The sequence below is a fragment of the Bradyrhizobium liaoningense genome (assembly GCF_018130785.1).
Taxonomy (GTDB): Bacteria; Pseudomonadota; Alphaproteobacteria; order Rhizobiales; family Xanthobacteraceae; genus Bradyrhizobium; species Bradyrhizobium liaoningense_A.
In genome coordinates, this window is record NZ_JAFCJT010000001.1 from 496,758 (window position 1) to 518,976 (window position 22,219).

Annotated in this window: 20 protein-coding genes; 5 read left to right on the forward strand and 15 right to left on the reverse strand. The window is 63.1% G+C overall.

Annotated features, from left to right (window positions below):
* Positions 1-15: 15 nt before the first annotated feature.
* The 12 genes from cydB to JQ627_RS02330 form a co-directional block, all read right to left on the reverse strand.
* A complete protein-coding gene (gene cydB / locus JQ627_RS02275; protein WP_212482520.1) occupies positions 16-1,002 on the reverse strand; it encodes a cytochrome d ubiquinol oxidase subunit II in 987 nt (328 codons plus the stop codon).
* A gap of 2 nt (positions 1,003-1,004) precedes the next feature.
* Positions 1,005-2,414: a cytochrome ubiquinol oxidase subunit I gene (locus JQ627_RS02280; protein WP_212482521.1), complete on the reverse strand. Its 1,410-nt coding sequence runs from the start codon at positions 2,412-2,414 to the stop codon at positions 1,005-1,007.
* A 19-nt stretch (positions 2,415-2,433) separates the two neighbouring features.
* Positions 2,434-3,972, reverse strand: coding sequence for a malate dehydrogenase (quinone) (gene mqo / locus JQ627_RS02285; RefSeq protein ID WP_212482522.1), 1,539 nt, complete (start codon positions 3,970-3,972; stop codon positions 2,434-2,436).
* 42 nt (positions 3,973-4,014) lie between these two features.
* The gene (locus JQ627_RS02290; protein ID WP_212482523.1) at positions 4,015-4,419 is read right to left on the reverse strand and encodes a hypothetical protein; all 405 of its coding nucleotides are present in this window, start codon (positions 4,417-4,419) and stop codon (positions 4,015-4,017) included.
* A gap of 229 nt (positions 4,420-4,648) precedes the next feature.
* Complete coding sequence (fumC, locus tag JQ627_RS02295; RefSeq protein WP_212482524.1) at positions 4,649-6,085, reverse strand: class II fumarate hydratase; 1,437 nt, start codon at positions 6,083-6,085, stop codon at positions 4,649-4,651.
* Positions 6,086-6,248: 163 nt separating this feature from the next.
* Positions 6,249-6,914 carry a YoaK family protein gene (locus JQ627_RS02300; protein WP_212482525.1) on the reverse strand — a complete coding sequence of 222 codons (666 nt, stop codon included), beginning with the start codon at positions 6,912-6,914 and terminating at the stop codon, positions 6,249-6,251.
* Between the two features lie 18 nt (positions 6,915-6,932).
* Complete coding sequence (fdhD, locus tag JQ627_RS02305; RefSeq protein ID WP_212482526.1) at positions 6,933-7,769, reverse strand: formate dehydrogenase accessory sulfurtransferase FdhD; 837 nt, start codon at positions 7,767-7,769, stop codon at positions 6,933-6,935.
* Positions 7,770-7,772: 3 nt separating this feature from the next.
* Positions 7,773-8,372 (reverse strand): HdeD family acid-resistance protein, encoded by a 600-nt coding sequence (locus JQ627_RS02310; protein WP_212482527.1) that lies wholly within the window; start codon positions 8,370-8,372, stop codon positions 7,773-7,775.
* Positions 8,373-8,511: 139 nt separating this feature from the next.
* Positions 8,512-9,135, reverse strand: a complete 624-nt coding sequence (locus JQ627_RS02315) for a sensor histidine kinase (protein ID WP_212482528.1) — start codon at positions 9,133-9,135, stop codon at positions 8,512-8,514.
* A gap of 38 nt (positions 9,136-9,173) precedes the next feature.
* Positions 9,174-9,674: a Dps family protein gene (locus JQ627_RS02320; RefSeq protein WP_212482529.1), complete on the reverse strand. Its 501-nt coding sequence runs from the start codon at positions 9,672-9,674 to the stop codon at positions 9,174-9,176.
* Between the two features lie 123 nt (positions 9,675-9,797).
* The gene (locus JQ627_RS02325) at positions 9,798-10,361 is read right to left on the reverse strand and encodes a cytochrome b (protein WP_212482530.1); all 564 of its coding nucleotides are present in this window, start codon (positions 10,359-10,361) and stop codon (positions 9,798-9,800) included.
* Entirely contained in the window at positions 10,358-11,410 is a 1,053-nt protein-coding gene (locus JQ627_RS02330; RefSeq protein WP_212482531.1) for a catalase family peroxidase, read from the reverse strand. The genes JQ627_RS02325 and JQ627_RS02330 overlap by 4 nt, the downstream gene beginning before the upstream one ends.
* A 351-nt stretch (positions 11,411-11,761) precedes the next feature.
* Here JQ627_RS02330 and JQ627_RS02335 point away from each other — a divergent pair, with 351 nt between their 5' ends.
* Both JQ627_RS02335 and JQ627_RS02340 read left to right on the forward strand, forming a co-directional pair.
* Positions 11,762-12,655 (forward strand): SDR family NAD(P)-dependent oxidoreductase, encoded by an 894-nt coding sequence (locus JQ627_RS02335; RefSeq protein ID WP_212482532.1) that lies wholly within the window; start codon positions 11,762-11,764, stop codon positions 12,653-12,655.
* Between the two features lie 230 nt (positions 12,656-12,885).
* Positions 12,886-15,789 carry a winged helix-turn-helix domain-containing protein gene (locus tag JQ627_RS02340; RefSeq protein ID WP_212482533.1) on the forward strand — a complete coding sequence of 968 codons (2,904 nt, stop codon included), beginning with the start codon at positions 12,886-12,888 and terminating at the stop codon, positions 15,787-15,789.
* A 276-nt stretch (positions 15,790-16,065) separates the two neighbouring features.
* Here JQ627_RS02340 and JQ627_RS02345 read toward each other — a convergent pair whose 3' ends face one another.
* The gene (locus tag JQ627_RS02345) at positions 16,066-18,927 is read right to left on the reverse strand and encodes a winged helix-turn-helix domain-containing protein (RefSeq protein ID WP_212482534.1); all 2,862 of its coding nucleotides are present in this window, start codon (positions 18,925-18,927) and stop codon (positions 16,066-16,068) included.
* Positions 18,928-19,045: 118 nt separating this feature from the next.
* Complete coding sequence (locus JQ627_RS02350; protein ID WP_212482535.1) at positions 19,046-19,327, reverse strand: hypothetical protein; 282 nt, start codon at positions 19,325-19,327, stop codon at positions 19,046-19,048.
* 320 nt (positions 19,328-19,647) lie between these two features.
* Here JQ627_RS02350 and JQ627_RS02355 point away from each other — a divergent pair, with 320 nt between their 5' ends.
* The 3 genes from JQ627_RS02355 to JQ627_RS02365 all read left to right on the forward strand — a co-directional run bounded on the left by JQ627_RS02355 (position 19,648) and on the right by JQ627_RS02365 (position 21,904).
* On the forward strand, positions 19,648-19,887 hold the full coding sequence (locus JQ627_RS02355) for a hypothetical protein (protein WP_212482536.1): 240 nt from the start codon (positions 19,648-19,650) through the stop codon (positions 19,885-19,887).
* A gap of 358 nt (positions 19,888-20,245) precedes the next feature.
* Positions 20,246-21,517, forward strand: coding sequence for an ABC transporter substrate-binding protein (locus JQ627_RS02360; protein ID WP_212482537.1), 1,272 nt, complete (start codon positions 20,246-20,248; stop codon positions 21,515-21,517).
* A 153-nt stretch (positions 21,518-21,670) separates the two neighbouring features.
* The gene (locus tag JQ627_RS02365) at positions 21,671-21,904 is read left to right on the forward strand and encodes a hypothetical protein (RefSeq protein WP_212482538.1); all 234 of its coding nucleotides are present in this window, start codon (positions 21,671-21,673) and stop codon (positions 21,902-21,904) included.
* A gap of 122 nt (positions 21,905-22,026) precedes the next feature.
* Here JQ627_RS02365 and JQ627_RS02370 read toward each other — a convergent pair whose 3' ends face one another.
* Positions 22,027-22,200 carry a hypothetical protein gene (locus JQ627_RS02370; RefSeq protein ID WP_212482539.1) on the reverse strand — a complete coding sequence of 58 codons (174 nt, stop codon included), beginning with the start codon at positions 22,198-22,200 and terminating at the stop codon, positions 22,027-22,029.
* Positions 22,201-22,219: the final 19 nt, after the last annotated feature.

Genomic DNA, 22,219 nt, shown 5'->3' on the forward strand with positions numbered 1-22,219 from the left:
CCGAGCGTGCAGCCGTTAGTAGTGATCGGCAGCAGGCGCCGTCTTGCCGCGGAAGACGCGATAACCGACCGCCACATAGAGTAGCATTAGCGGGAACATGAACAGACCGGCGCCCCAGAACATGAATGCGAGACTTGCATGAGGTGCCGCGGCGTCGTCGATCGTGACGACGAACGGAATCATGTAGGGCCAGAACGACAAGGCGAGCGTGGCAAAGGCTGCCACGAAGATCAGCGCGACCATATTGAACGGCCAATAGTCGTCATGGCGCAGCATGCTCTTGGCCAGCACCGCGGCCGCACCGGCGCCGATCACGGGAAACACGAACAGATAGGGCCGGTCGGTCCAGCGCTGCAGAATCGGAAGATGTTCGACAAGCGCATACGCAAAGACGAAGACCAGGAAGACTAAGACGCCGATCGCGAGCGGCGGGATCTGGCGCCGTGCGGAATCCCGAACGGGACCTTCGCACTTCCGCACCAGCCAGCAGGCGCCGAGCAGCGAATAGCCGAAGCAGAGCCCGATCCCGCACAGCGCGGAAAAGGCGGTCAGCCAGCCGAGCGTTCCGCCGGTATAATCGCCGTTGGAGAACTGGAGTCCTTCGACCAGAGCGCCGACCATCGCACCCTGCATGAAGCTGGCGGCAAACGAGCCCGCGACGAAGCTGACATCCCAGACCCAGCGCGAACGGAGCGCCTTCCCGCGAAACTCGAACGCCACGCCGCGCAGGATCAATCCGAGCAGCATCACGAGAACCGGGATATAGAAGGCCGACATCACCATGGCGTAGACCACGGGAAACGAGCCCCACATGATCACGCCCGTGACGATCAGCCAGGTTTCATTGCCGTCCCAGACCGGCGCGACCGTGCTCAGCATGGCATCCCGCTGCGCCTCGCCGCCGGCCACGCCGAACAGCATGCCGACGCCGAGATCGAACCCGTCGAGGAGGAGATAGATCAGGATGCTGATGGCAAGAAGGGCAACCCAGTACATCACCATGGCTATTCTCCCGCCTCGAGATAGCCGCGCGTGGCCGGCAACTGATCGGCGAGCGACATCGGCCGATTGGGCACGGGAACGTGGAGTGGCTTGCCGCCGAGTCCCGCCGGACCGGCACGCAGCAGCCGATAGATGTAATACGTCCCGAACGAAAAGATGAAGGCGTAGACCGCCACGAACAGTATCAAGGAGGTCATCGCAGCCGACGCCGTCAGGAACGGCGTCACGGCGTCCGCAGTCCGCAACACACCATAGACCGTCCATGGCTGGCGCCCCACTTCCGCGGTGTACCAGCCGGTAAGGATCGCGACCCACGGCAGCGGGAAGCTGAGGAAAATGCCCCACAGCAGCAGGCGGTTCCGATCGAGCCGATGCTTGAGACCGAGCCAGGTCCCGAGCCAGGCCAGCCCCAGCATCACGAAGCCGCAGCCGACCATGATGCGGAAGGCAAAGAACGGGATCAGCACCGGCGGCCGGTCCTGCGGCGCGAAGCTGGTGAGGCCGACCTCTTTCGACGTCAGGCTCATGCTGCCGATGATGCTTCCGAGCACGGGAATCGATATCGCATATCTGTTCGATTCAGTTGTGGAATCGGGGATCGCGATCAGCACCTCCGAGGCCGGCTGCTCGTCATGCCAGCGCGCCTCGATCGCGGCGAACTTGGCCGGCTGGTAATCGTGGACATAGTCTCCGACGAGATGCCCGATGAAGAACTGGACCGGCAGCAGTACCGCCGCAAGCGCAAGGCCCATCCGCAACATGACATGGGCCTCGGCGCGATAGGTCCGCCGCAGCAGATACCACGCGCCGGTTGCCGCCACGCAGAACGCGCCGGTCAGGTAGGACGCGAGCAGCATATGCGGAAACCGGACCCAGACCACGCGATTGAAGATGATCTGCGGCCAGTCATCAGGCACGAACTGGTCGTTCTGCAGGACGTAGCCGGTTGGCACCTGCATCCAGCTGTTGTTGACCATGATCCAGAACGCCGAAAGCGTCGTCCCGAGCGCGACCATCGCCGTCGAGAACAGGTAGAACCACGGCGGCACCCGGGGGCGACCGAAGATGAGGATGCCGAAAAAGCCCGCCTCCAGCATGAAGGCGGTGAACGTCTCGTAGGAGAGAAGCGGGCCCTGGATCGGACCCGACATCTTCGAGAGCACGCTCCAGTTCGTTCCGAACTGAAACGCCATCACCACGCCCGACACGACGCCCATGCCGAACGCCACGCCGAAGATCTTCAGCCAGAACGCGAACAAGGTCCGGTAGACGGGCTTACCACTGTACTGGTGCATCGCTTCGAGCACGGTGAGCCAGGCGGCAAGCCCGATCGTGAACGCCGGGAAGATGATGTGGAACGAGATGGTGAAAGCGAATTGCAGCCGTGACAGAAGGAGCGCCGTCGGGTCCATCTGACATTCTCCCGTTCGTTCACGCCCGCTTCGCGGCCGCCGGCGCGCGTGCGGCCGGCTGCGGAATGTTGTCGACCCTGAGGACCGCGGCCGTCGCTGCACGAATCTGGCGACAGAAATCCGCATCGTCGATCAGCGACACGCCATAGGACGGGATGATCTGCTTCAGCTTGGGCAGCCAGGCGCTTGCCGTAAGCTCTCCGGCGAAGCACTTCTCCAGCACGCTGATGGCGATGAACGCGGCGGTGGAAGCTCCCGGTGAAGCACCGAGCAGGGCCACCAGCGAATGATCGTCCGCGCCGACGAGCTCGGTCCCGAACTCGAGCAACCCACCACGCTTGACGTCGGGCTTGATGATCTGGACGCGCTGGCCCGCGACCTGCAGCCTCCAGTCTTTCGGGTCGGCCTTCGGGAAATATTCGTCGAGCGCCGCAAGTCGGTGGCTCTCGGATTGCAGCACCTGCCCGACCAAATATTCTGTGAGATCGAAATTGTCGCGCGCCACTGAAAGCAACGGCTCGACGTTGGCGGGACGGATGGACTCGAAGAGATCCAGCAGCGAGCCGTGCTTGAGGAATTTGCTCGAGAATCCGGCATAGGGACCGAACAACAGCGAATGCTGGCCGCCGATCACCCGCGTATCGAGATGCGGCACCGACATCGGCGGCGAGCCAACTGCGGCCTTGCCGTAGACCTTGGCATGGTGACGCTTGTTGATCTCGGGATCGTCGCAGCGCAGCCAGATCCCGCTGACCGGGAAACCGCCATAGCCGCGCCCCTCCGGGATGCCAGATTTCTCCAGCAGCGGCAGCGCACCGCCGCCGGCACCGATGAAGACGAATTTTGCGCGCACCGACCGCGTCTCGCCGCTCGCGGTGTCCCGCACTTCGACGCGCCACCGGCCGCCCTGCTCCCGGTCAAGACCGGTGACGCAGCTGTTGTAGTGGACCGCGCAGCCCGGCTGGCTGACCAGATGCTTGACCAGCAGATGCGTCAACGAGCCGTAATCGACGTCGGTGCCGGTGACGATCCGCGTTGCAGCAACCGGCTCGTCGACACTCCTTCCGTCCATTACCAGCGGCGCCCATTCGGCAATCTGCCTGGGATCCTCGGTATGCTCCATGCCCTCATAGCAATGATGGGCCGACATCGCCTTGAACCGTTTCCGGAGAAATTCGACGTTCTCCGCACCGTGCACGAAGCTCATATGCGGCACCGGATGGATGAAGGCCCGCGGATCCGCAATCGCTCCGCGCCCGATCAGGTAAGACCAGAACTGCCGAGACAGATCGAACTCCACGTTGACCTGGAGCGCCTTGGAGATGTCGATGCTGCCGTCGGGCCGCTGCGGGGTATAGTTCATCTCGCAGTTCGCCGCGTGGCCGGTACCGGCATTATTCCAGGAGTCGGAGCTCTCCTGCGCGCAATCCCCGAGAATCTCGTGCGTCTGGATCGACAGAGAAGGCTCAAGCTCCTTGAGAAAGACACCGAGGGTCGCGCTCATGATGCCGGCGCCAATCAGGACGACGTCGGTTTCGCGGTCGGAAGCTGCTGACATGGCTTTTTCCTTCGTTCGGCGTTGCTGCTTGGAATGGTTCGATCAGGCCCGCACCGCTTGCCGCGCCTTAGCGCGGAACGGTACGTCCGCTCCCGGCCGCAGGATCACGTAGGCACGGCGCCAGGACGCATCGTCGGTCAGTTTCCAGCTGTGCCCGGAGCCCGCGGTGTCCTCCGCAAGCAGGACATTGCCGGGGTGAATCAGGAAGTGCTGGCCATCACGAGTCTGGAAATCCAGCGTTCCGCTCAGCGTGATCACGAGCTGCCGGATCGGCGCCGTGTGCCAGGCGAAAGCTCCACCCGATTCCGTCTCCTGGAAGGAGACGCTGATGGCATCGATCTTGTCGGTCAGAAAGTCGCCGCGCTGGCCCGGCTCCAGCTCAATGAAGCCTTCCTCGAAATGCGAATTATTGTCCTCTCCGGTCCATAGACGCACACAACGGATCATCGTGTCTCTCCTTGCATTGTAGTTGCGTTGCTTGCACGGCATCCGGATGCCAGCCGAGCTTCGGATCGACATCGGTTTCGCGGAACGATGCGGCGTTGATCGGGAGCGCTCCGCTAAGGGCGTGGCCCCTCGCCTCGCGTGCGAGCTCGACCACGCCTTCCTCGAAGCGCGACTTGCCATCCGCACCCGTCCAGAGTCTGACGCACCGGATCATTGTCGCCGCCCCTCTTCAGCCGGCCTTCGCGCCGATTGCGAGCGGCACCTTGATCTCGGCAACATAGGGCTTGACCATCTTGGCGGGATCCACGATGCGATCGAACTCCGGCTCGGTCACGAAACCGAGCTTGAGCGCCGCCGACTTCAGCGTGAGATCGTTGTCCATCGCATAGTGCGCGATCCGCGACGCCTTGTCGTAGCCGATCACGGGCGCCAGCGCGGTCACGAGCATCAGCGACCTCTCGACATATTCCTTGATCTTCCTGTGGTTCGGCTCGGTGCCCTCGACGAGGAAGGTGCGGAAATTGGTGCAACCATCGGTCAGGATGGTGACGGACTGCGCGATGTTGTGGATGATCAGCGGCTTGTAGACGTTCATTTCCAGATAGCCGCCGGCTCCGCCGAAACCGACGGCGATGTCGTTCGCCATCACCTGCACGGCGATCATCGTCAGTGCTTCGGCCTGCGTCGGGTTGACCTTGCCCGGCATGATCGACGAACCCGGCTCGTTCTCGGGGATCAGCAATTCGGCGAAGCCCGCGCGCGGGCCACAGGACATCAGACGGATGTCGTTCGCGATCTTGTAGAGCGACCCCGCGAGCGTGCGCAGCGTGCCGGATAGCTGCACCAGCGCGTCATGCGCACCCTGGACGGCAAATTTGTTCGGTGCGCTGACGAAGGGCAGCCCCGTCAGCCGCGCGATCTCCGCGGCGACGGCCTCGGCGAAGCCCGGCGCGGCATTGATTCCGGTGCCGACGGCCGTGCCGCCCAGGGCGAGCCGAAAGGCGCCCTTGAGCGCGTCGTCGATGCGCGCCAGATCGTCGGCGAGCATGCCGGCGTAGCCGGACCATTCCTGCCCAAGCGTCAGGGGGGTCGCGTCCTGCATGTGGGTTCTGCCGATCTTGACGACGTCGTCCCACTGGCTCGATTTTTCCGCGATTGCGTCGTGCAACGCCTCGACCGCCGGAACGAGGCGGCCGGTCACGTTCATCGCGGCTGCGATGTACATGGCCGAGGGAAAGCTGTCGTTCGAGGATTGCGACATATTGACGTGGTCGTTCGGGTGAACCGGGTGCTTGCTCCCGAGCGGCGTGCCTGCGAGCTGGCAGCACCGGTTCGAGATCACCTCGTTCACGTTCATGTTGAACTGCGTTCCGCTACCCGTCATCCAGACGTGAAGCGGAAACATGTCCTGATGCTGACCCGAGAGGATCTCGTCGCAGACATGCGCGATCAGCTTGTGGAGCTTGCCGTCGAGACGGCCGCCAGCCCAATTGGCGTTCGCGGCCGCCTTCTTCAGGATCGCGTAGGACTGGATCATCTCGCGCGGCATCAGGTCCTTGCCGATGCTGAAATGCTCGAGCGAACGCTGCGTCTGCGCTCCCCAGAGCTTGTCCGCGGCAACGTCCACTCCGCCCAAGCTGTCCGTCTCTTTGCGAAGATTATTCATCCTTGCCTCTTGGCAGTTGACGTGGAAGGTCATCTCGGTGCTGCTAGAAAGTGTAAGCACCGCCTGACGCGCACGCTTCCGCGAATGAACGTCCTTTTGTCGAATGGCATGGTGCGCGCTCCACACCATCAATGAGCGAATTCATGGGATTTGGATCAACGGTTCAGCTTCGCCGCTGTGGCCGGCAGAGCCCGAGAACGCACACCGACGATGCGATCGGCAGGACAAGGCTCCAGGCGTGCAGCCATTTCGTCACGCAGGCCCCGATGGCGGCGCCCGACAGGAACATCAGGCAGACCAGAAGCATGACCACGGTGCCGCGCGCCGCATCGCGATCGGACGCAACTGATTGATCGAGGGCACGGAGCATGTTGCCGGTGACGGTGACGGAGAGATATTTCCAGCGCTCGGCCTGCCTGAAACTGGCCGACTGCAGCGCGGCGCCGAAGGAGACTCCGAGAATCGTGATCATGTCCGGAACCCGATGCAGCAACAGCATCACCGCGACCAGGCAGACGATCTCTCCGGCGAGGCAGAGCAGCGGCGACTTGAGGCGGATTGCCAGCGATGCGCCGAGCAGAAAAGCGGCAAGCGGAAGCAGATGATGGGTGGCCTGCCGCCATTGTCCGGACATGGCGTTGATGCCGAGGAAGACGACATTGCCGGTTTGGGAGCTTGCAAACACGCCGCCGAGGGAGAGCCATGTAAAGGCGTCGAGAAAGCCGCCCGTCATGCTCAGGAGCGACGCCACGAGAAGCGATCGCTCCGGAGCATGGGCGACGCTGCCGGTCTCGGCGACCGGTTCCGGAGATACGGCTTGCATCGTCATGTGCGCTGGCCCGCGAGGTCAGCGGCCGGCATGCGTCGCGGCCTCATCCGGCAGCCGAACGCGACGCGGGTGCGTGAATACGCCGTATCCGTCATCGCGCGCGATCGCCAGCAGCGTGATCCCCGCTTCCTCCGCGGTCTTGATCGCGAGTGCGGTGGGTGCGGATACGGCAACGACGACCGGTGCGCCGAGCATTGCCGCTTTCTGCACCATCTCGACCGAAACGCGGCTCGTCAGCAGCACCGCGCCATCGCACGCCGATCTCCTCTCGCGTACGAGCGCACCGGCGAGCTTGTCGAGCGCGTTGTGCCGGCCGACGTCCTCTCTGACCGGGCCGATGCCAGTGCGCGGATGCCAAAAGGCCGCCGCGTGGACGGCCCGCGTTTGCTGATTCAGAATTTGGTGCGGAGAAAGGGCCTGCATGGCACCCAGCAGGTCGCGCGCGTGAAAAACGATGCCCCGGCCCTTCACCCGCGCCGGCGCACGGCGAGCCTGTTCGAGGCTCTCGATGCCACATAGCCCGCAGCCAACGGGGCCGCTGATGGTCCGGCGCCGTGCGGCCAGGGATGCCGCGCGGTCGCCATCGAGCCACATCCGAACCTCGACGCCGAGGTCGTTCGGGATCAGCTCAATGCTGCTGATCTCGCTCGCGCGTTCGACGATGGCCTCTGTGAGGCTGAAACCGATGCCGAAATCCTCCAGATCTCCCGGCGTGCCCATCATCACCGCATGGGTCGAGCCGTTATAGGTGAGCGCGATCGCGGTCTCCTCGGCAACCAGCCGCGAGGTCGACTTCGTCTGACCGCCGCGCCAGGCAATCTCCCAATGTCGCGTGAATGTCGAGCCTTTCGCCATGACTCATACCGTCGCCGGCTGGGACGAATGGCGGGACACTCGGCTCTTGAGCGCAATCCCGAATGCAATGAATCCCCATCCCTGGAAGATCAGGTCGACGACCAGCATCACACCAAGCAGCCACAAACCGATGGCGGGCCAGGCCGCAACCAGCATGACACCGACGCAGAAGGTCAGGACGCCCGCAGCCACGATCCAACGCCAGCCCGCGGCCGGCCGCATATGGAAACCGGCCCAGATCCTTATCATCCCGGCTACGACCAGGAAGGCACACACTGCGAGAGACAGTGTGAACGAAGCCAGGATCGGATCGTAGAGTATGATGGCCCCTGCGGCCGCATAGACGATCCCGGCTAGCAGCCAAAGCAGGAATCCCCGCAAGACGCGTACTGAAAACGCTTGCACGATCTGGAAAATTCCGGCGACCGCCATGGTGGCGCCGATGACAAGTACGGACGCGAGGCTCGCCGCCATCAGATTGACAGATGCAACACCACCGAGGATCAGTTCGCCGACACCCAGCGCAACGAACCAACCCCATTTTCCGGTGATGGCGTGGATGGCCCATCCAAGCGAGGCCTTCGAGTTCGACATGTCCGTCATGGCTTGACCCTTGTTCGCACGAACGATCCGCAGATCATCAACAGGGGCAAGCGTATCGAGATCTGTCCCAAGTCATCTTTCGAGGACGCAGCGATATTATTTGATCCGCACGATACGGATCGTTGCGCGAGAGTCGCGACTAGCGCGGGATGGTCACGACGGTTTTGAACCCGTCGGGGCCCCCGCGGACGTCGACGGTCCCGTGCAGACGCGCCGCAAGCGTCTCGACGATGGAGCGGTCCTCTTCCCGGTACCGACTTTCGTCGGAAGAGCCGTTGTCCATGATGCTGCACGCAACCGACGTCGCCGTGAGCCACACTTCGAGACGAATGGCGCCTGCTCCGCTGTGGGACACGTGGCGCACCGCACCGGTGATCAATTCGAAGACGATCATCCCCAGCAGCCAGCAGCGCTCGGAGCTCATCTGCAGCGGATGCAGCAGCAGCGAGAGCGCAATACCCTTGTCCTCGAGGCTCGAGCGGCTGATCGAGCGGCACAATTGCTGAAGATAGGCGCCCAGATCGACGGTGGTGGTGAACTGCGGCATTTGCAGCGCATGGTGAAGTTGCGCATGCCCCTCCAGCCGATCCTGCACAGAAGCGAGGGTCGCCCTCGCTTCGATGCCGTCGCAACGATCGGCCGCCTGCGCCACCAGATCAATGGCCGAGGCGAGCTCGTCGTCGATCCGATGCGCGAGCTCACGCAGCAGCAGTCGCTCCGCCCTGACGCCGCCATCCGACAGGAGTTCCGAGAGGCTGCTCATCCTTCACCTGCCTCCCGGCCCAACGGCGTGCTTTGCGCTTACGAGTTCTGGTCGCTTCGGCCGGTCTCGTAGAGGAACCAGATGCGCCGTTCCGTCTCGTCGATCCAGTTTTCCAGGACGCTCGCGGTGGCGACATCGCCGTATTCATCGCAGAGCTCGTGGACCCGGCGCATTTCCCGCGTCAGCTGCTGGTTGTCGCTGCGCAGTTCGGCGAGCATGTCTTGCGGGTCGACAAAATCGGCATCGTTGTCGAGAATGCGCTGCTCGCGCGCGATGTGGCCGATCGAGCGTAGCGTCGTGCCGCCGATCTTGCGTGCGCGTTCGGCGATGTCGTCAGTCATGGCGAAGATCTGGTCGGCCTGCTCGTCCAGCATAAGGTGGTAGTCGCGAAAGTGGCTGCCCGACACGTGCCAGTGGAAGTTCTTGGTCTTCAGGTAGAGCGCAAAGACGTCGGCAAGCAGCGCTCTCAGCGCAGCTGGAATATCACGGTTCGCATTCGCTCCGAGATCCGTCGGGCTTTGGAGGTCTGCTTTGGTCATGGTCGGCGTCCTTGTTGGAGGTTGAAAACATCTAGCCGCGGGGTGCGCGAGGAATCTTTCCAGCGCGAAAGATCCTTTTTGGATCGCACGCCTGTGAGGGGCGCCTGCCGGCGCGCAGCGGGCTCATTTCGCTTGGGTCACCTTGTCCCGCAGCGGCAGAAGCGAGATCGACCCGAATACGCCATCGCGACGGATCAACGCGTGGAACAGCCCCGCCGCCACATGCAGCAGCACGAGGGCAAAGAACGCGAAACCCAGATAGATGTGGGCATTCCAGAGTAGCGTGTGCAGCAAGTCGTTCTGCGGCAGCAGCGCGGAAATTCGAATCCCGCCATACAGGACGACCGGATAAGCCGCAGCCCAGAGCATGCCGAGGCCGAGCAACGGCATGACGATCATTAGGGCATACAAGAGCTGATGCGACAATCTTGCTCCCAACTTCATGGGTCTCGAAAGATCGGCCGGCAATGGCGGTGCACCGTAATACAGTCGCAACGCCAGCCTGATCAGAACGAGGACCAGCAGGGTGAACCCGACAGTCTTGTGCACCAGGATGAGCGGCAGATATTTCGGCGCGACGGTGGAGACCATGCCGACGCCGATGAACAGCATGGCAAGGATGCAGACCGCCATCAGCCAGTGCAGAACGCGCTGGATCAGGGCAAAACGATGAGGAGCGCTGGTCATGGCTTGACGGTCTCGGTTCGCGGATAGTCCCTGGCTTCGGCCGCGCGCAGATCGTAGGATTTGCGGTAGACTGACGAGCGTGCAGCCGGGAACGGATCGTCCGACACCCGGATTCCCTGCGGCAGGACGGTCGGATCAAAATTGATGTCGCGGCATGGTCCATCGCGCTCCGGCTCGATCCGCTGCACGATCAGCGTTCCGACCTGCACCTTGCGACGGTTCTCCGGCCAGGCCTTGCTCGGATCCGCGGTCGGGTCGCGGGGATCGGCCACGGTCGTAACCATGGTCCATCGTAGCGGACCGGCGGTCCGGACCCGTTCGGTGATCTCCTGCTCGAGATAATCCGGACCGCGCTTTTCAAGGTCAGCCTGCGAGACCGGAATAGGTTGCGCCGCGGGCAACAGCGACCATCGCACGGCGTGCTCGCCTCCCCCGGCGTCCGTGAAGACGAAGCTGTTGAGGCTGTTATAGGGCTCCTCCGCATAACTGCCGGTCCAGGGCGCCGCCTTGGCCCAGGCCGCGAAGGGGCTGAATTCCGGGTTGGCCTGAATGAACGCCTTCATCGCCTGCGGATCCTTCTTGCCGGATGCGATCAGCAGGTCGTGAAATGCCTGCGGCGTGGAAACCGCAAAGAACGGCGGGTTGATCATCGCCATGCGCCACTCTTCGCCGTCTGCCGTCGTGATCTGCAATCCCAGGCCGCGGACGCGCACGGTCGCATCGACCGCGTTCGGATCAGCCGTGCCGAGATTGAAACGGCCCAGGGCCGGATAGCGCCCCCGCACGAAGACCCTCGCCCGGGAGAGCTCCGCGCCGTTTCCATTCGCCTCGAAGGTCCCGGTGAAGCAGATTCCCTTGGCATGATTTCGCCGGTGCCCGAGCGGCGCGCCGCTCGGAGGCGTCAGCGCCGTGATCATCCCTTCCGGCGTCAGACGCCCCGGCGAGAGCCATCCCGCGGTGTATGCGAAGGCAGCCGCGCCACCGCCGAGCACGGCTGCAATCAGGACGAGGGATCCAAGCCCCGAACGTGGTAGCTTGCCTTGATTCATTCGGTCTCCTTTGCGATGCCCGGACCGCGTGCCCTCGGGTGCGCGCGGCACTCTTTCGAGCGACGCTGCTTCCTTGTAGCCGGCGACCAGAGCCCGATCTTTTCGAACCCACCGCCAATTTCGGGAAGGCACGCTTGAGCTTTCCTCGGCATTCTCCGGATCCGGCTTCGGGCATTCTCGAAATTTTTCGTGCAATTTGAAAATCGATCGTGATGCCCGAAAAGACCCACCCTGCGCCCCGCCCTATTTCAGATGCGCTTCGTACGACGGCGGCGGTCGACTCCCGAACGATGGACCGTGTCGCGACGGGGCCGCCAGCGCCGCAGAGGCTGGAATGCGATTGGGAATCGAATGAGCAAAGTGATCATCGTCACGGGTGCTGCAAACAGCATCGGACGAACCACCTGCCGGCAACTGATGCAGGCAGGCCACACGGTCTACGTTTCAAGCCGGGAAGTGAATGGCCCTATTGCGCAGGAGATCGAGGAGGCTGGATCAAATCCCGGCCGGTCTGGCCCCGATCTCCGCACGATCGAGTTCGACGTCTCGTCGGAATCCTCAGTGACCTCGGCCGTTGAGACCATCATCGCCGAAAACAGCCGTCTCGACGTGGTCGTGCACAATGCCCGGCAAGTCGTTTACGGACCCGCAGAAGCCTTCACGCCGGAGCAGCTCGCCGAGCTCTACGATAGCAACGTCCTGATAGCACAACGCGTCAATCGCGCGGCGTTGCCACAATTGCGCAAGCAGGGTCAGGGCTTGCTGATATGGATCACGTCAAGCAGCGCGCGGGGCAGCTCGGTTCCGTTCCTCGGCGCCTGTGCTTCAACGGAAGCGGCCCGGGATTCGCTGGCACTCAGTTACGCCGGCGAGCTCGCACGTTGGGGCGTCGAGACGACCATCATCGTTCCCAGCGCTCTCGGACCCGGCCACTATGTCCGCTCCGGCCGGCCGCAGGATACTGTTCGGGCAGAAGAATATGCGGATGGTCCGACCGCCGATTTGAGTGAAATCGCGCTTGCGGGACTGGCGCAGCTTTCACCGAAGGATACGGCCCCGCAAGATGTCGCAAGCACAGTTGCGAATGTCGTGAACATGCCGTTCGGACAACGTCCGATGAAAGTTCATTTCGGCCCGGATGACGATGGGGCGGCAGCCGTCGACGCCGTCGCCGACCGCGCTCGCACGGAACTGTTCCGCCGGATCGGCCTGGAGGATATTCTCAAGCCGGTGTTGATCCGATGAGATTACCCATTGGCGGAGATTTCCCCAATCGACGGTCGTTTCCTGAAAAATCAGGACTCTCCCTGGAGTTCCCTTCCCTCCGGACGAAAGTGATCAGCGACATCCATCGGTGATTCTTTACCGCGATACTGTCGGATGTTACGTTTGAAGCTCCCACTGCGGTTATACGTTTCGGCACGAACCCAAATCATAGAGCGCGACGAGTCGGTCGTCGGATTTGATATTTCCAAATGGTCCCGCGCGGGCAGAGCAACGCCACAACAGCCACTGCCGGACCCTCTCTCCCGGAGAGCTCCGCTCAAGAGATTTTCGTCTTTGGGCCGTTTCGTCTGGACGCCTTGCAGAGACGGATCGAGAAAGATGGCAATCCGGTCCAACTGTCGGCTCGCGCATTTGACCTTCTGCTGACACTGATCCGGCATGCGGGCGAAGTCGTCGGCAAGAGCGATCTGATAGCCAGGACATGGCCAGACGCCAGCGCCGATGACAACAGCCTGCGCGTCCATATCGCCGCACTCCGCAAGGCGCTCGGGGACGGCAATGCCGGCGCCAAATATCTGAGCACCGTCTCGGGACAGGGTTATTGTTTCGTCGGTTCGATCGCGAGCCCGAAGCAGAATCAACCTGAACCGACCAAGCCTGTTCGCGCGCACAACCTGCCGGCACATCCGTGGCAGATGGTGGGCCGCGAGCAAACCATCGAGGATATATCGGAAAGGCTCAAAGCCCGGCGTTTCATCACGGTCGTCGGCCCGGGCGGCATCGGCAAGACTACGGTCGCTGTTTCCGCGGGCCACGCCCTTCTCGCGGAATTCGCCGGCCAGGTTCACTTCGTCAGTCTCGGCGAGACCCGCGATGCCGCTCTGTTGCCGGCCATTGCAGCATCTTCGCTCGGACTGCGGGCGCGATCGGAAGATCCCTCAAACAGCCTTGTGGCGTTCCTGCGCGACCGGCGGATGCTGCTCATTCTGGATTGCTGCGAGCATGTCGTCGACGCCGCGGCGACGCTGGCCGAACGGCTCCACCAAGAGGCACCGCAACTGCACATCTTGGCCACGAGCCGGGAGCCGCTGCGGGTCGAGGGCGAGCACACATATCGCCTCTCGCCCCTGACAAGCCCGCCGGAAGATGCCGTACTGACGGCCGAGAGCGCGATTGCCTACCCCTCCGTAAAGCTCTTCGTGGAGCGCGCTGCCGCGTCTGGAGGCGAGTTCGGATTGACGGATACGAACGCGTCGGACGTCGGCAATCTCTGCCGTCGGCTCAATGGCATCCCGCTCGCGATCGAGCTCACCGCCGGCCATGTGTCCGCATACGGCGTCAAGGCGATGGTCCAACTCATCGACAAACACTTCAATCTTCTGTGGGAAGGACGACGCACGGCGCTGCCCCGGCACCGGACGCTTCGCGCAACCATCGAGTGGAGCTACGATCTTCTATCCGAGCCCGAACAGGTGGTTCTCAGCCAGCTATCCGTGTTCGTCGGCAGCTTCACCGCCGAAGCGGCCCGAGCGATCGCCGGCAGCGATGCGACCAGCGACGACACGACCATGGCTGCGCTCGACAACCTCGTCGCCAAGTCGATGCTTGCCCTGAACCAAGGTTCGCAATCGATTCGCTACAGGCTCGCGGACGCGACGCGGGCCTACGCGCAGGAGAAGCTCGCCGCCAGCACCGACGCCGAAATCGTGCCGCTACGCCACGCCTCCTACTTTCGGGATTTGCTTGAAAAGACGGCCGACGAGCCGAATGGGGGCCTGTCGTCGATGGCCGATCAATTCGGCGACATACGCAGCGCGCTCGCATGGTGCTTCTCGGATCGAGGCGACCGCAGAACCGGCGTCGGCCTCGCTGCTGCGGCGATCCCCCTGTTCTTCAAGCTGTCGCTCTTCACCGAATGCCAGCTCTGGGTCACGCGCGCAATCGAAGCGCTTCATGAGACGGACGGAAGTGTCAGGCACGACCTCGCACTTCATGCCGCGCTGGCGTCCGCGCGGATGCTGATGGGACAAATCGACGAATTGGGCGTCGGCTATCTCGACAGAGCGGTCGGGTTGGCCGAGACAATTGGCGATGTCGCCGGCCAAATCCGTCTGATCGGCCGACTGCATCTGCTCCAATTGCTCGTCGGCAATTTTGACGATGCGCTGGCCACCGCAAGGCGCGGCGAAGCGATTGCCCTCGCCAGCAACGATTCCGTCGGGGTGGCGCGCATGCGCATGTTGCTCGGCACGTCGTGCCACTATCTGGGCGAGGTTGCCGCGTCTCGCTCGTACGTCGAAGCGGCGCTGTCCCATCCGGGCCTGGAAGGCGACTCCCGTGGCGGCCTGACGTCCGATTACCCGAGGCGTCCTCAAATCACCCTCGCCCGCATCTTATGGCTCGAGGGACATCCCGATCAGGCCACGGCGACGGCGCGCCAAGCCATCTCCGATGTGATCGCCATCAACCATCCGACCATACTGTGCATCGCGCTGCCCTGGGCCTTCGGCGTTTTTCTTTGGAACGAAGATGTGGGCGTGTGCGAAGAGCACATTGACAGGCTCCTCGTGGAGACCCGCAAGCACAATCTCGCCACCCTCCAGACGGTCGGCGACGCCATGAAAGGGATTGCGCTGTTGGCCCGAGGCGAAAGTGATGTCGGGCTGGCCATGCTGAACGGCTCCGTCAAGAAGCTGCAGAGCCAGCGCTACGGCGCGGCGGCCGGACTTTGTGTGCCGCTCGCGGAAGCTCTGGCGGCGACAGGTCGTGGAGATGAAGCACTCGACATCCTCGATCAGGCGATTGCTCGGGGCCAGCGTCGCAACTTCATGGTGGAGATGCCGGACATGTTGCGGGCAAGGGCGGAAGTGCTGATCCGCAAAGACAATCCCGACTTCTTGGAGGCGGAGCGGAGCCTGGCGCAGTCACTCGACCTGGCCCGACATCAGGGGGCGCTCGGTTTTGAGTTGCGCACGGCAATCAGTCTTGCAGGGCTATTGCGGCGGCGGGGCCGCCGCAGAGAGGCGCAAGACGTGCTTGCGCCAATCTATGGACGATTCACCGAGGGGTTCAATACGCCCGTCCTGAAAGCGGCCAGCGAATTGCTGACCGAATTGGCGTCTCCGCCTTCGGGCTCGCTCGCCGCGAGTTGATAGCCCCGCGACGGGCGCGCCGAACCCGCAGCGACATGCGGCGTGATCGCCGTGGCCCACGTCGTGCGGCTGGCCGCGATGCCGTGCAATCCGGATAGAAGCGCGCGGCGCGGAAAGACCGCGTCGAGTGGCCGGCGCATTCTAGGTCCGGCAAAAGGACTTCGAAGCCAATGTTCTGGAGCACGGGGGATGCGGCGCTCGCCGAGGCCGCACCTGCGTCCGACGACATGTATCGGACGCCGCCCCCGGGGCATCCTGTAGCACCGTTCGTCGGTCCTATGAGGTCGAAAACTCCGTCATCATCGCTCTCGCGAGCCTGAGATCCGCGGTCTCGAAACCCTCGGTGAATTGGCCGTACACAAGAGCCAGGATTTGGTGCGCATCGGCGGGACGGCTCTGACTCATCCTCAACCGCGCCAGGCTGATCGCAGCCCTCAGCTCCCAGAACAGCGCACCTTGGCCGCGCGCCACTTCGAACGCCTTGTCGAAGCACTGCTCGGCGGCGATAGCCGAGCGACGCTCGCCGGGATGCCGGAGCAACTCGCCCTTGATGCGCCAGAGCTCGGCCGCGTACCACCGCTCATCCCTCGCCTCGCAGCGCGCAAGCGCCTCATCCGCGGTCGCGAGCCCCAACGATACTTCGCCGACCTCTCCGAGACATGCCGCCAGTTCGCCGAGTGGAAGCAGGAAGCGCGGCAGGAAACGCGCCTCGCCCGCCAGCTCCAGCGCCTTGCGCAGCAACGTCAGTCCGGCGGCGACATCGCCGCGTCGCGCCATCACCATGCCCCTGAAGGCGCGCGCCCACACGTTCCACAGACGGATCGGATGACGTTCGGTATGCTCGAGCAGCATGGTGCAATAGCCTTCCGCCGCATCGAGATCGCCGGCCAGGAAAGCAATCGGACAGGCCCCCTGGCCAAGCACGCTGCAGAAGGTCAGAGCGTGACCACTCGCACGGCCCTCCTCGACATTGCGCTCGACGACGTTCAGTGCCTGATCCGCCAACCCGAGCAGCCACAGGATGCGCGCCTGGAAATAGCGGGCCGAGGCTCGCAGGTCGAACCTGAAACGGATCACCTGCGGCTTCGCCGCCAGATCGGAAAGGCGGGACAAGGTCCGCCCAATGTGATGATGCGCCAGCCGCTGGTCACCGAGGTAGTGCAGCGTGGTGGCGAGCAGCCGATCGCCCATCATCCGGTCGACCGAATTGTGGGAATCGGCCACGATATCCGCGAAGCGGTGCGCGAATTCCAACGCCTTGCGGAATTCGCCGTTGTTGAATTGATCGATGCACAGCCCCCACAGCGCGCGCAGGAGATAGTCGCTGTCGCCGAGCTGCTCGGCCAGCTGCAGGGTCGCAGCCCAGGCCGGACCGGCCTCCCGAGCCCTGCCGACGCCGTACATCAGCGACCAGCCAAGCGCCGCCGACAATTGCATGCGGAGCCGCAATGCGCCCGCGGCGCTGTCTTCGAGGCTGGCCAACGCCAGTTCGGTCCGCTCGCGGCACTCGGCGAGGAGCGACAATTGTACCCATAACGGAACGGCCCCGGCGGTCAGCGCCACTCCGATCTGCGCGTCTCCGCCGGGCGAGAAAGCCCAATCGAGGCTGGATCGTACGTTGTCGATGTGCTGGCCATAGAAGCCGAGCCACTCCGCCTGCGGCGTCACTTCGCTGTCAGCTTCCGCATTCGCAAAGAACCCGCAATAGTATCCGGCGTGGCGGCGCGCTACGCCCGGAAATTCGCCGCTGGCGTGAAGCTTTTCCAGCGCATAGGCGCGTGTGGTGTCCAGCAGGCGATAGTACGGGCGTTCGCCGCGAATATCCGCAAGGACGAGCGACTTTGCCACCAGATTGGCAAGCTCCGCGGTGACATCGCCCATCCCTTCGCTCGCGACCGCGATCACGGCATCGAGTAGAAACTCTCCGGCAAACACGCCGAGCCGCTGCAGGACTCGCGCCTCGGCGTCCGGCAATAGATCGTAACTCCAGTCGAGCGTCGCACGAAGCGTTTGCTGCCTGGGCAACGCGGTGCGCCGACCGGTCGTCAGAAATTTGAACCTGTCGTCGAGAAGTGCCGCGATCTTCGGCGGACTGAGCATCACAGCACGTGCCGCCGCGAACTCGATCGCGAGCGGGATGCCATCCAGCCGGCGGCAGATGGCTGCGACGGCATCGAGGTTCTCTTCGTCGAGCGCGAAGCTGGAGCCCAGCGCTTTCGCTCTGGTCGTGAACAATTCCACCGCCGTGTAGGCCGATGCGGCGTCAGACTCGAGCCGGGCTTCAGGCGGCACACCCAGGGGCGGAACGCGATAGACGTGTTCGCCATCAATGCGCAGCGCTTCGCGACTTGTCGCCAGGACGGTCGTTCCAGGACAGTGGCTGCCAATCGTCTCGGCCAGTTGGGCCACGGTATCAACGACGTGCTCGCAATTGTCGAGAATGAGCAACAACTGCCTGGCTCCAATCGCGCGCGCTATGGAATCCGGGGTGATCTCCTCCCCTTCGAGCTTGATGCCGAGCATGCTGGCGACGGCCGAGCACACGAGCTTGGGATCCGGCAGCGAGGCCAATTCGACCAGCAACCGGTCGGCCGCAAAACCGGCTGGCGGCGTCCTGGCGGCCTGTAGTGCAAGCGCCGTCTTGCCGATCCCGCCAGGCCCGACGAGGCTCACGACGCGATGAGCCGACAGAAGCTCCCACAAACGCGCGAGCGCGGTGGTGCGGCCGATGAGAACGAATGATGCATTCGGAATGTTGGTCGACGGCGGAGGCTGGGGTGCGGCAGATTGTAGCGGGGCATCCACCTGGCGGGTCCGCCATGAACCCAGCAGGCGATAGCCCCGGCCGATCGTGGTCGCCAGCATGTCGCGATCCGAACCAAAGGCCTTCCGGATCGCCGCGATATGGACTCGAAGTGCACTCTCCTCGACGAAGACGCCGCGCCAGACCCGCTCCGTCAGGTCATTCTTGGTGACCAGCCCGCCTTCGGCCTGAGCCAATTCCGCAAGAATCTCAAAGGCACGACCACCCAGAGGAACGGGTTCTCCCATCGAGCGCAGTTCGCGTCTGGCAAGATCGATCTCCCATTCCTCGCAGGCGTAGACAGGACGCTGGCTTGGCTCGGCCATCATCGGCATAGCCCCAGGCGGTTGCTCGATCCTGCGCCCAGCGTACCACCTACGCTATCAAAAGACACAGCTGGTCCGGCGACCAAGGTCGCCAGACACTCGCCGCAAGTATCGCAATGCTCGCGCGTCAGCAGCCGCGACAGATGGATCCTTCCAGCATCTTCTCGAGCCGTGCGTCCTCCTTGTCGATGGTCGCATCCGTGCCGAGCAGCGGTCCCTTCGTCGCATGACCACCCCCCTCCGATGACGGGAGCGCGGTGCCGAGCGAGTTCGTTCCCGGCGCAGCAGCGCTCGTACCGAGCGAGCCACCGCTCTCCATCGACATGTGGGATCCCATGCCGCCGCGGGCAGATGCGACGCCCGAGAGCGCAAGGCAGGCGACGACGCAGAGAAACGAGAGCAGTCTCATGGCTCACACTCCACATGTTTTATGACCTGCACCTAGAACTGGGCGTCGCACGCGGTTCGACCATGCACGATCGCGCGAGCGACTATGACAACCGTGACAGAATTCGGCTTTGAAGACGCATCAGACCTTCGTCGATAACCGCTGCACCCTGCCCGATATTCCCGTCATCTGCTCGCAAGAGTGATGCGCAGCAAGCGGGGTTTTCTGGCTAGGACTGCCTATATAGCGTTGGTATAGAAAACAACTCCGGAAACGCCAGCAGCCGAGCAGCGATCATCGCCAAGCGACTCTCCGCCCATCACGAGCAATGGAGAATCGCTATGAGTGCATTCAAAACCCTGATCGCTGCAGCGCTGCTCTCAACGGCAACGATATCGTCCGCCTTCGCGGCCTGGTCCTTTGCCGATCAGGAGCCCGCCACATTTGCATCAATGTATCCCGATCGCGACGTGCTGAATGGCGGCGCATTGACGCCGGCAGGACGAATGGGCCTCGAGCGGCCCGGTGGCGCCGCTCCGGTGTTCGGAACAAACCACGTCTACCACCACGGGCATCAGTGAGCGAGTGCAACACGCAAGGCAATTTGCCGCGTGACCATGCCTGTCTGTGACTCCGCACGGAGGTGCGACCGCGCCATGCGGCACACCTCCGCGGGTCCGAAGCCTCGATCAATATCGTCGGCTCCGAACGTTTGTTCGCGACGACGGGACGGCGTCAAGGTAGCGCAGATCGGGCGCTGGTGACGAGCCAATCCTACGCACGCGATTGCAAAACTTCACAGTTCTTCAGCATCTGTAACCCGGCTCGCGGCGAGTCCCGCGCTACACTCCGGATGTCACTGTTGGCGAGCGGGCCCTTCTTTGGCGCGATGCCGCCGCTCAGCATGCACGATAACCAGCAGCGCTATGGAGACATCACTTGATCACCGGTGGAAGTGGCCATCTGAGCCCGGGCCTTACGAGGCGCCTGCAAGAACTCGCGGTCGTCACCGTCATACTTGCGGCCGGCGCAGCCAGCGCCTCTGCGCAACAGCGATACGATCCCGGTGCAAGCGACACCGAGATCAGGATCGGCAACATCATGCCCTATAGCGGCCCGGCATCGGCTTACGGCATCATCGGCAGGACGATGAGTGCGTATTTTCGCATGGTCAACGACAATGGCGGCATCAACGGCCGGACAGTCGAGTTTATCTCCTACGACGATGGCTACAATCCGTCCCGAGCGGTCGAGCAGGCACGGCGGCTCGTCGAGGACGACGAAGTGCTCGCGATCTTCGCCCCCTTCGGTACCGCGAGCAACGCCGCCATTCAAAGGTACATGAACAATCGCCACGTGCCGCAATTGTTCGCAATATCGGGAGCATCTCGCTGGGCCGATCCCGTCCATTTTCCGTGGACGATCGGCTGGCTACCGAGCTACCGAACCGAGGCACGCATCTACGCGGACTATATCCTGACACATCACCCTGGCGCCAGGATCGGCGTCCTCTACCAGAACGACGACTTCGGACGCGATTATCTGGCTGGCCTGAAGGACGTGCTGCAAGACAGGTACCCGCAAATGGTGGTTGCGAGCCTGCCATATGAAATCAGCGAACCGACAATCGATTCGCAGATCGTGGCGATCAAGGCGGCCGCCCCCGACATTTTCATCAATGTCGCCACGCCAAAATTCGCGGCTCAGGCGACCAGGAAGCTCGCCGAGCTGGACTGGCATCCCGTCCACATCATGACGAACGTCTCGGTATCGGTCGGTTCTGTGCTGAAACTCGCAGGACTGGACAACGCGAAGGGAGTCCTAAGTGCCGGGTACCAGATGGACGTGACCGACCCGCAGTGGGACTCATACCCGGCCATGCAGCACTTTCACGCGTTCATGGCGAAATACTATCCGGACGCAGATCGATCCGAAAGCGGCCCGCTGGTGGCATTCAATATGTCGAGCGCGCTCGTTGAGGTGCTGAGGCGCTGTGGCGACGATCTCACGCGCGAGAGGATCATGCAGGTAGCGACGGACCTCGATATCGAGGGCGCAGCTTATATTCCCGGCGTCCGGGTCAAGACATCGCCGACGGACTTTCACCCGATCGAGCAACTCCAAATGATGCGCTTCACCGGCGAGAAGTGGGAATGGTTCGGTCCGCTCATGAATGGCCATGCGGACCAGATAACGCTTTCGCCCGACTAGCGAGCAATCGCTTTCGAGATGAAGCGCGGGCGACGACTTCGTGCAAAGGCGAAAATGATCGTTCAATTGATACTGCTCATCCGACACATGCGTACACATGTCTAGCAAGCGAGCCGAGGCGTTCCCGGCGTCGCTTTGTCAAGGAGACGTGCAATGACTACATTGAAGCTCTTGTCGGCCGGACTGATGGCCGCGGCCATGATTGCCTCCCCCGCGATGGCTCGCGAAGGCAGCAACCACGCGCGCCGGACCAATGCCGACGCCTATGCGTCGGTTCAGCGCGTTCCGGTGACGTCCAAGCGCAACTGTGTTCGCGCTCCCGACGTCGGTGCGTACGCGAGCGACCCGTGGCGTCGGCCTCCGTGCGAGCCCAATTCGGGCTATTGAGCACGCCAACCGGGACAAGCACCCTTGCCGCAGGGCAATCGTCAGCGCTGACCTGAAGAGCTTCATTTCAGTGTTTCAGGGGCTTCCGTCTCGCGGACGTGACTGGAGGAAGAATGGCGGCCCTATGAAGCCCCGTTCTTCCGACCGGTCACATCCGAGGAGCACTTTGCCAGCACCAACACCATGTCACCCGCGAAACGCCCGAACGTCGTCGCGAAGTGGGCCAGGTTCTGAAAGCACACTGTGAGCGCGATCTCAACAATCGGCATCTCGCAGTCCCGCAGCAGATGCTGCATCGTCAGACGCACCGGCGTG

Coding starts and splice junctions, on each gene's coding strand:
- JQ627_RS02335 (WP_212482532.1), top strand. CDS start 11,762: ATGAGCAAAGTGATCATCGTCACGGGTGCTGCAAACAGCATCGGACGA.
- JQ627_RS02340 (WP_212482533.1), top strand. CDS start 12,886: ATGGTCCCGCGCGGGCAGAGCAACGCCACAACAGCCACTGCCGGACCC.
- mqo (WP_212482522.1), bottom strand. CDS start 3,972: ATGTCAGCAGCTTCCGACCGCGAAACCGACGTCGTCCTGATTGGCGCC.
- JQ627_RS02365 (WP_212482538.1), top strand. CDS start 21,671: ATGACTACATTGAAGCTCTTGTCGGCCGGACTGATGGCCGCGGCCATG.
- JQ627_RS02300 (WP_212482525.1), bottom strand. CDS start 6,914: ATGACGATGCAAGCCGTATCTCCGGAACCGGTCGCCGAGACCGGCAGC.
- JQ627_RS02355 (WP_212482536.1), top strand. CDS start 19,648: ATGAGTGCATTCAAAACCCTGATCGCTGCAGCGCTGCTCTCAACGGCA.
- JQ627_RS02280 (WP_212482521.1), bottom strand. CDS start 2,414: ATGGACCCGACGGCGCTCCTTCTGTCACGGCTGCAATTCGCTTTCACC.
- cydB (WP_212482520.1), bottom strand. CDS start 1,002: ATGGTGATGTACTGGGTTGCCCTTCTTGCCATCAGCATCCTGATCTAT.
- fumC (WP_212482524.1), bottom strand. CDS start 6,085: ATGAATAATCTTCGCAAAGAGACGGACAGCTTGGGCGGAGTGGACGTT.
- JQ627_RS02345 (WP_212482534.1), bottom strand. CDS start 18,927: ATGCCGATGATGGCCGAGCCAAGCCAGCGTCCTGTCTACGCCTGCGAG.
- JQ627_RS02330 (WP_212482531.1), bottom strand. CDS start 11,410: ATGAATCAAGGCAAGCTACCACGTTCGGGGCTTGGATCCCTCGTCCTG.
- JQ627_RS02320 (WP_212482529.1), bottom strand. CDS start 9,674: ATGACCAAAGCAGACCTCCAAAGCCCGACGGATCTCGGAGCGAATGCG.
- JQ627_RS02370 (WP_212482539.1), bottom strand. CDS start 22,200: ATGCAGCATCTGCTGCGGGACTGCGAGATGCCGATTGTTGAGATCGCG.
- JQ627_RS02290 (WP_212482523.1), bottom strand. CDS start 4,419: ATGATCCGTTGTGTGCGTCTATGGACCGGAGAGGACAATAATTCGCAT.
- JQ627_RS02310 (WP_212482527.1), bottom strand. CDS start 8,372: ATGACGGACATGTCGAACTCGAAGGCCTCGCTTGGATGGGCCATCCAC.
- JQ627_RS02350 (WP_212482535.1), bottom strand. CDS start 19,327: ATGAGACTGCTCTCGTTTCTCTGCGTCGTCGCCTGCCTTGCGCTCTCG.
- fdhD (WP_212482526.1), bottom strand. CDS start 7,769: ATGGCGAAAGGCTCGACATTCACGCGACATTGGGAGATTGCCTGGCGC.
- JQ627_RS02315 (WP_212482528.1), bottom strand. CDS start 9,135: ATGAGCAGCCTCTCGGAACTCCTGTCGGATGGCGGCGTCAGGGCGGAG.
- JQ627_RS02325 (WP_212482530.1), bottom strand. CDS start 10,361: ATGACCAGCGCTCCTCATCGTTTTGCCCTGATCCAGCGCGTTCTGCAC.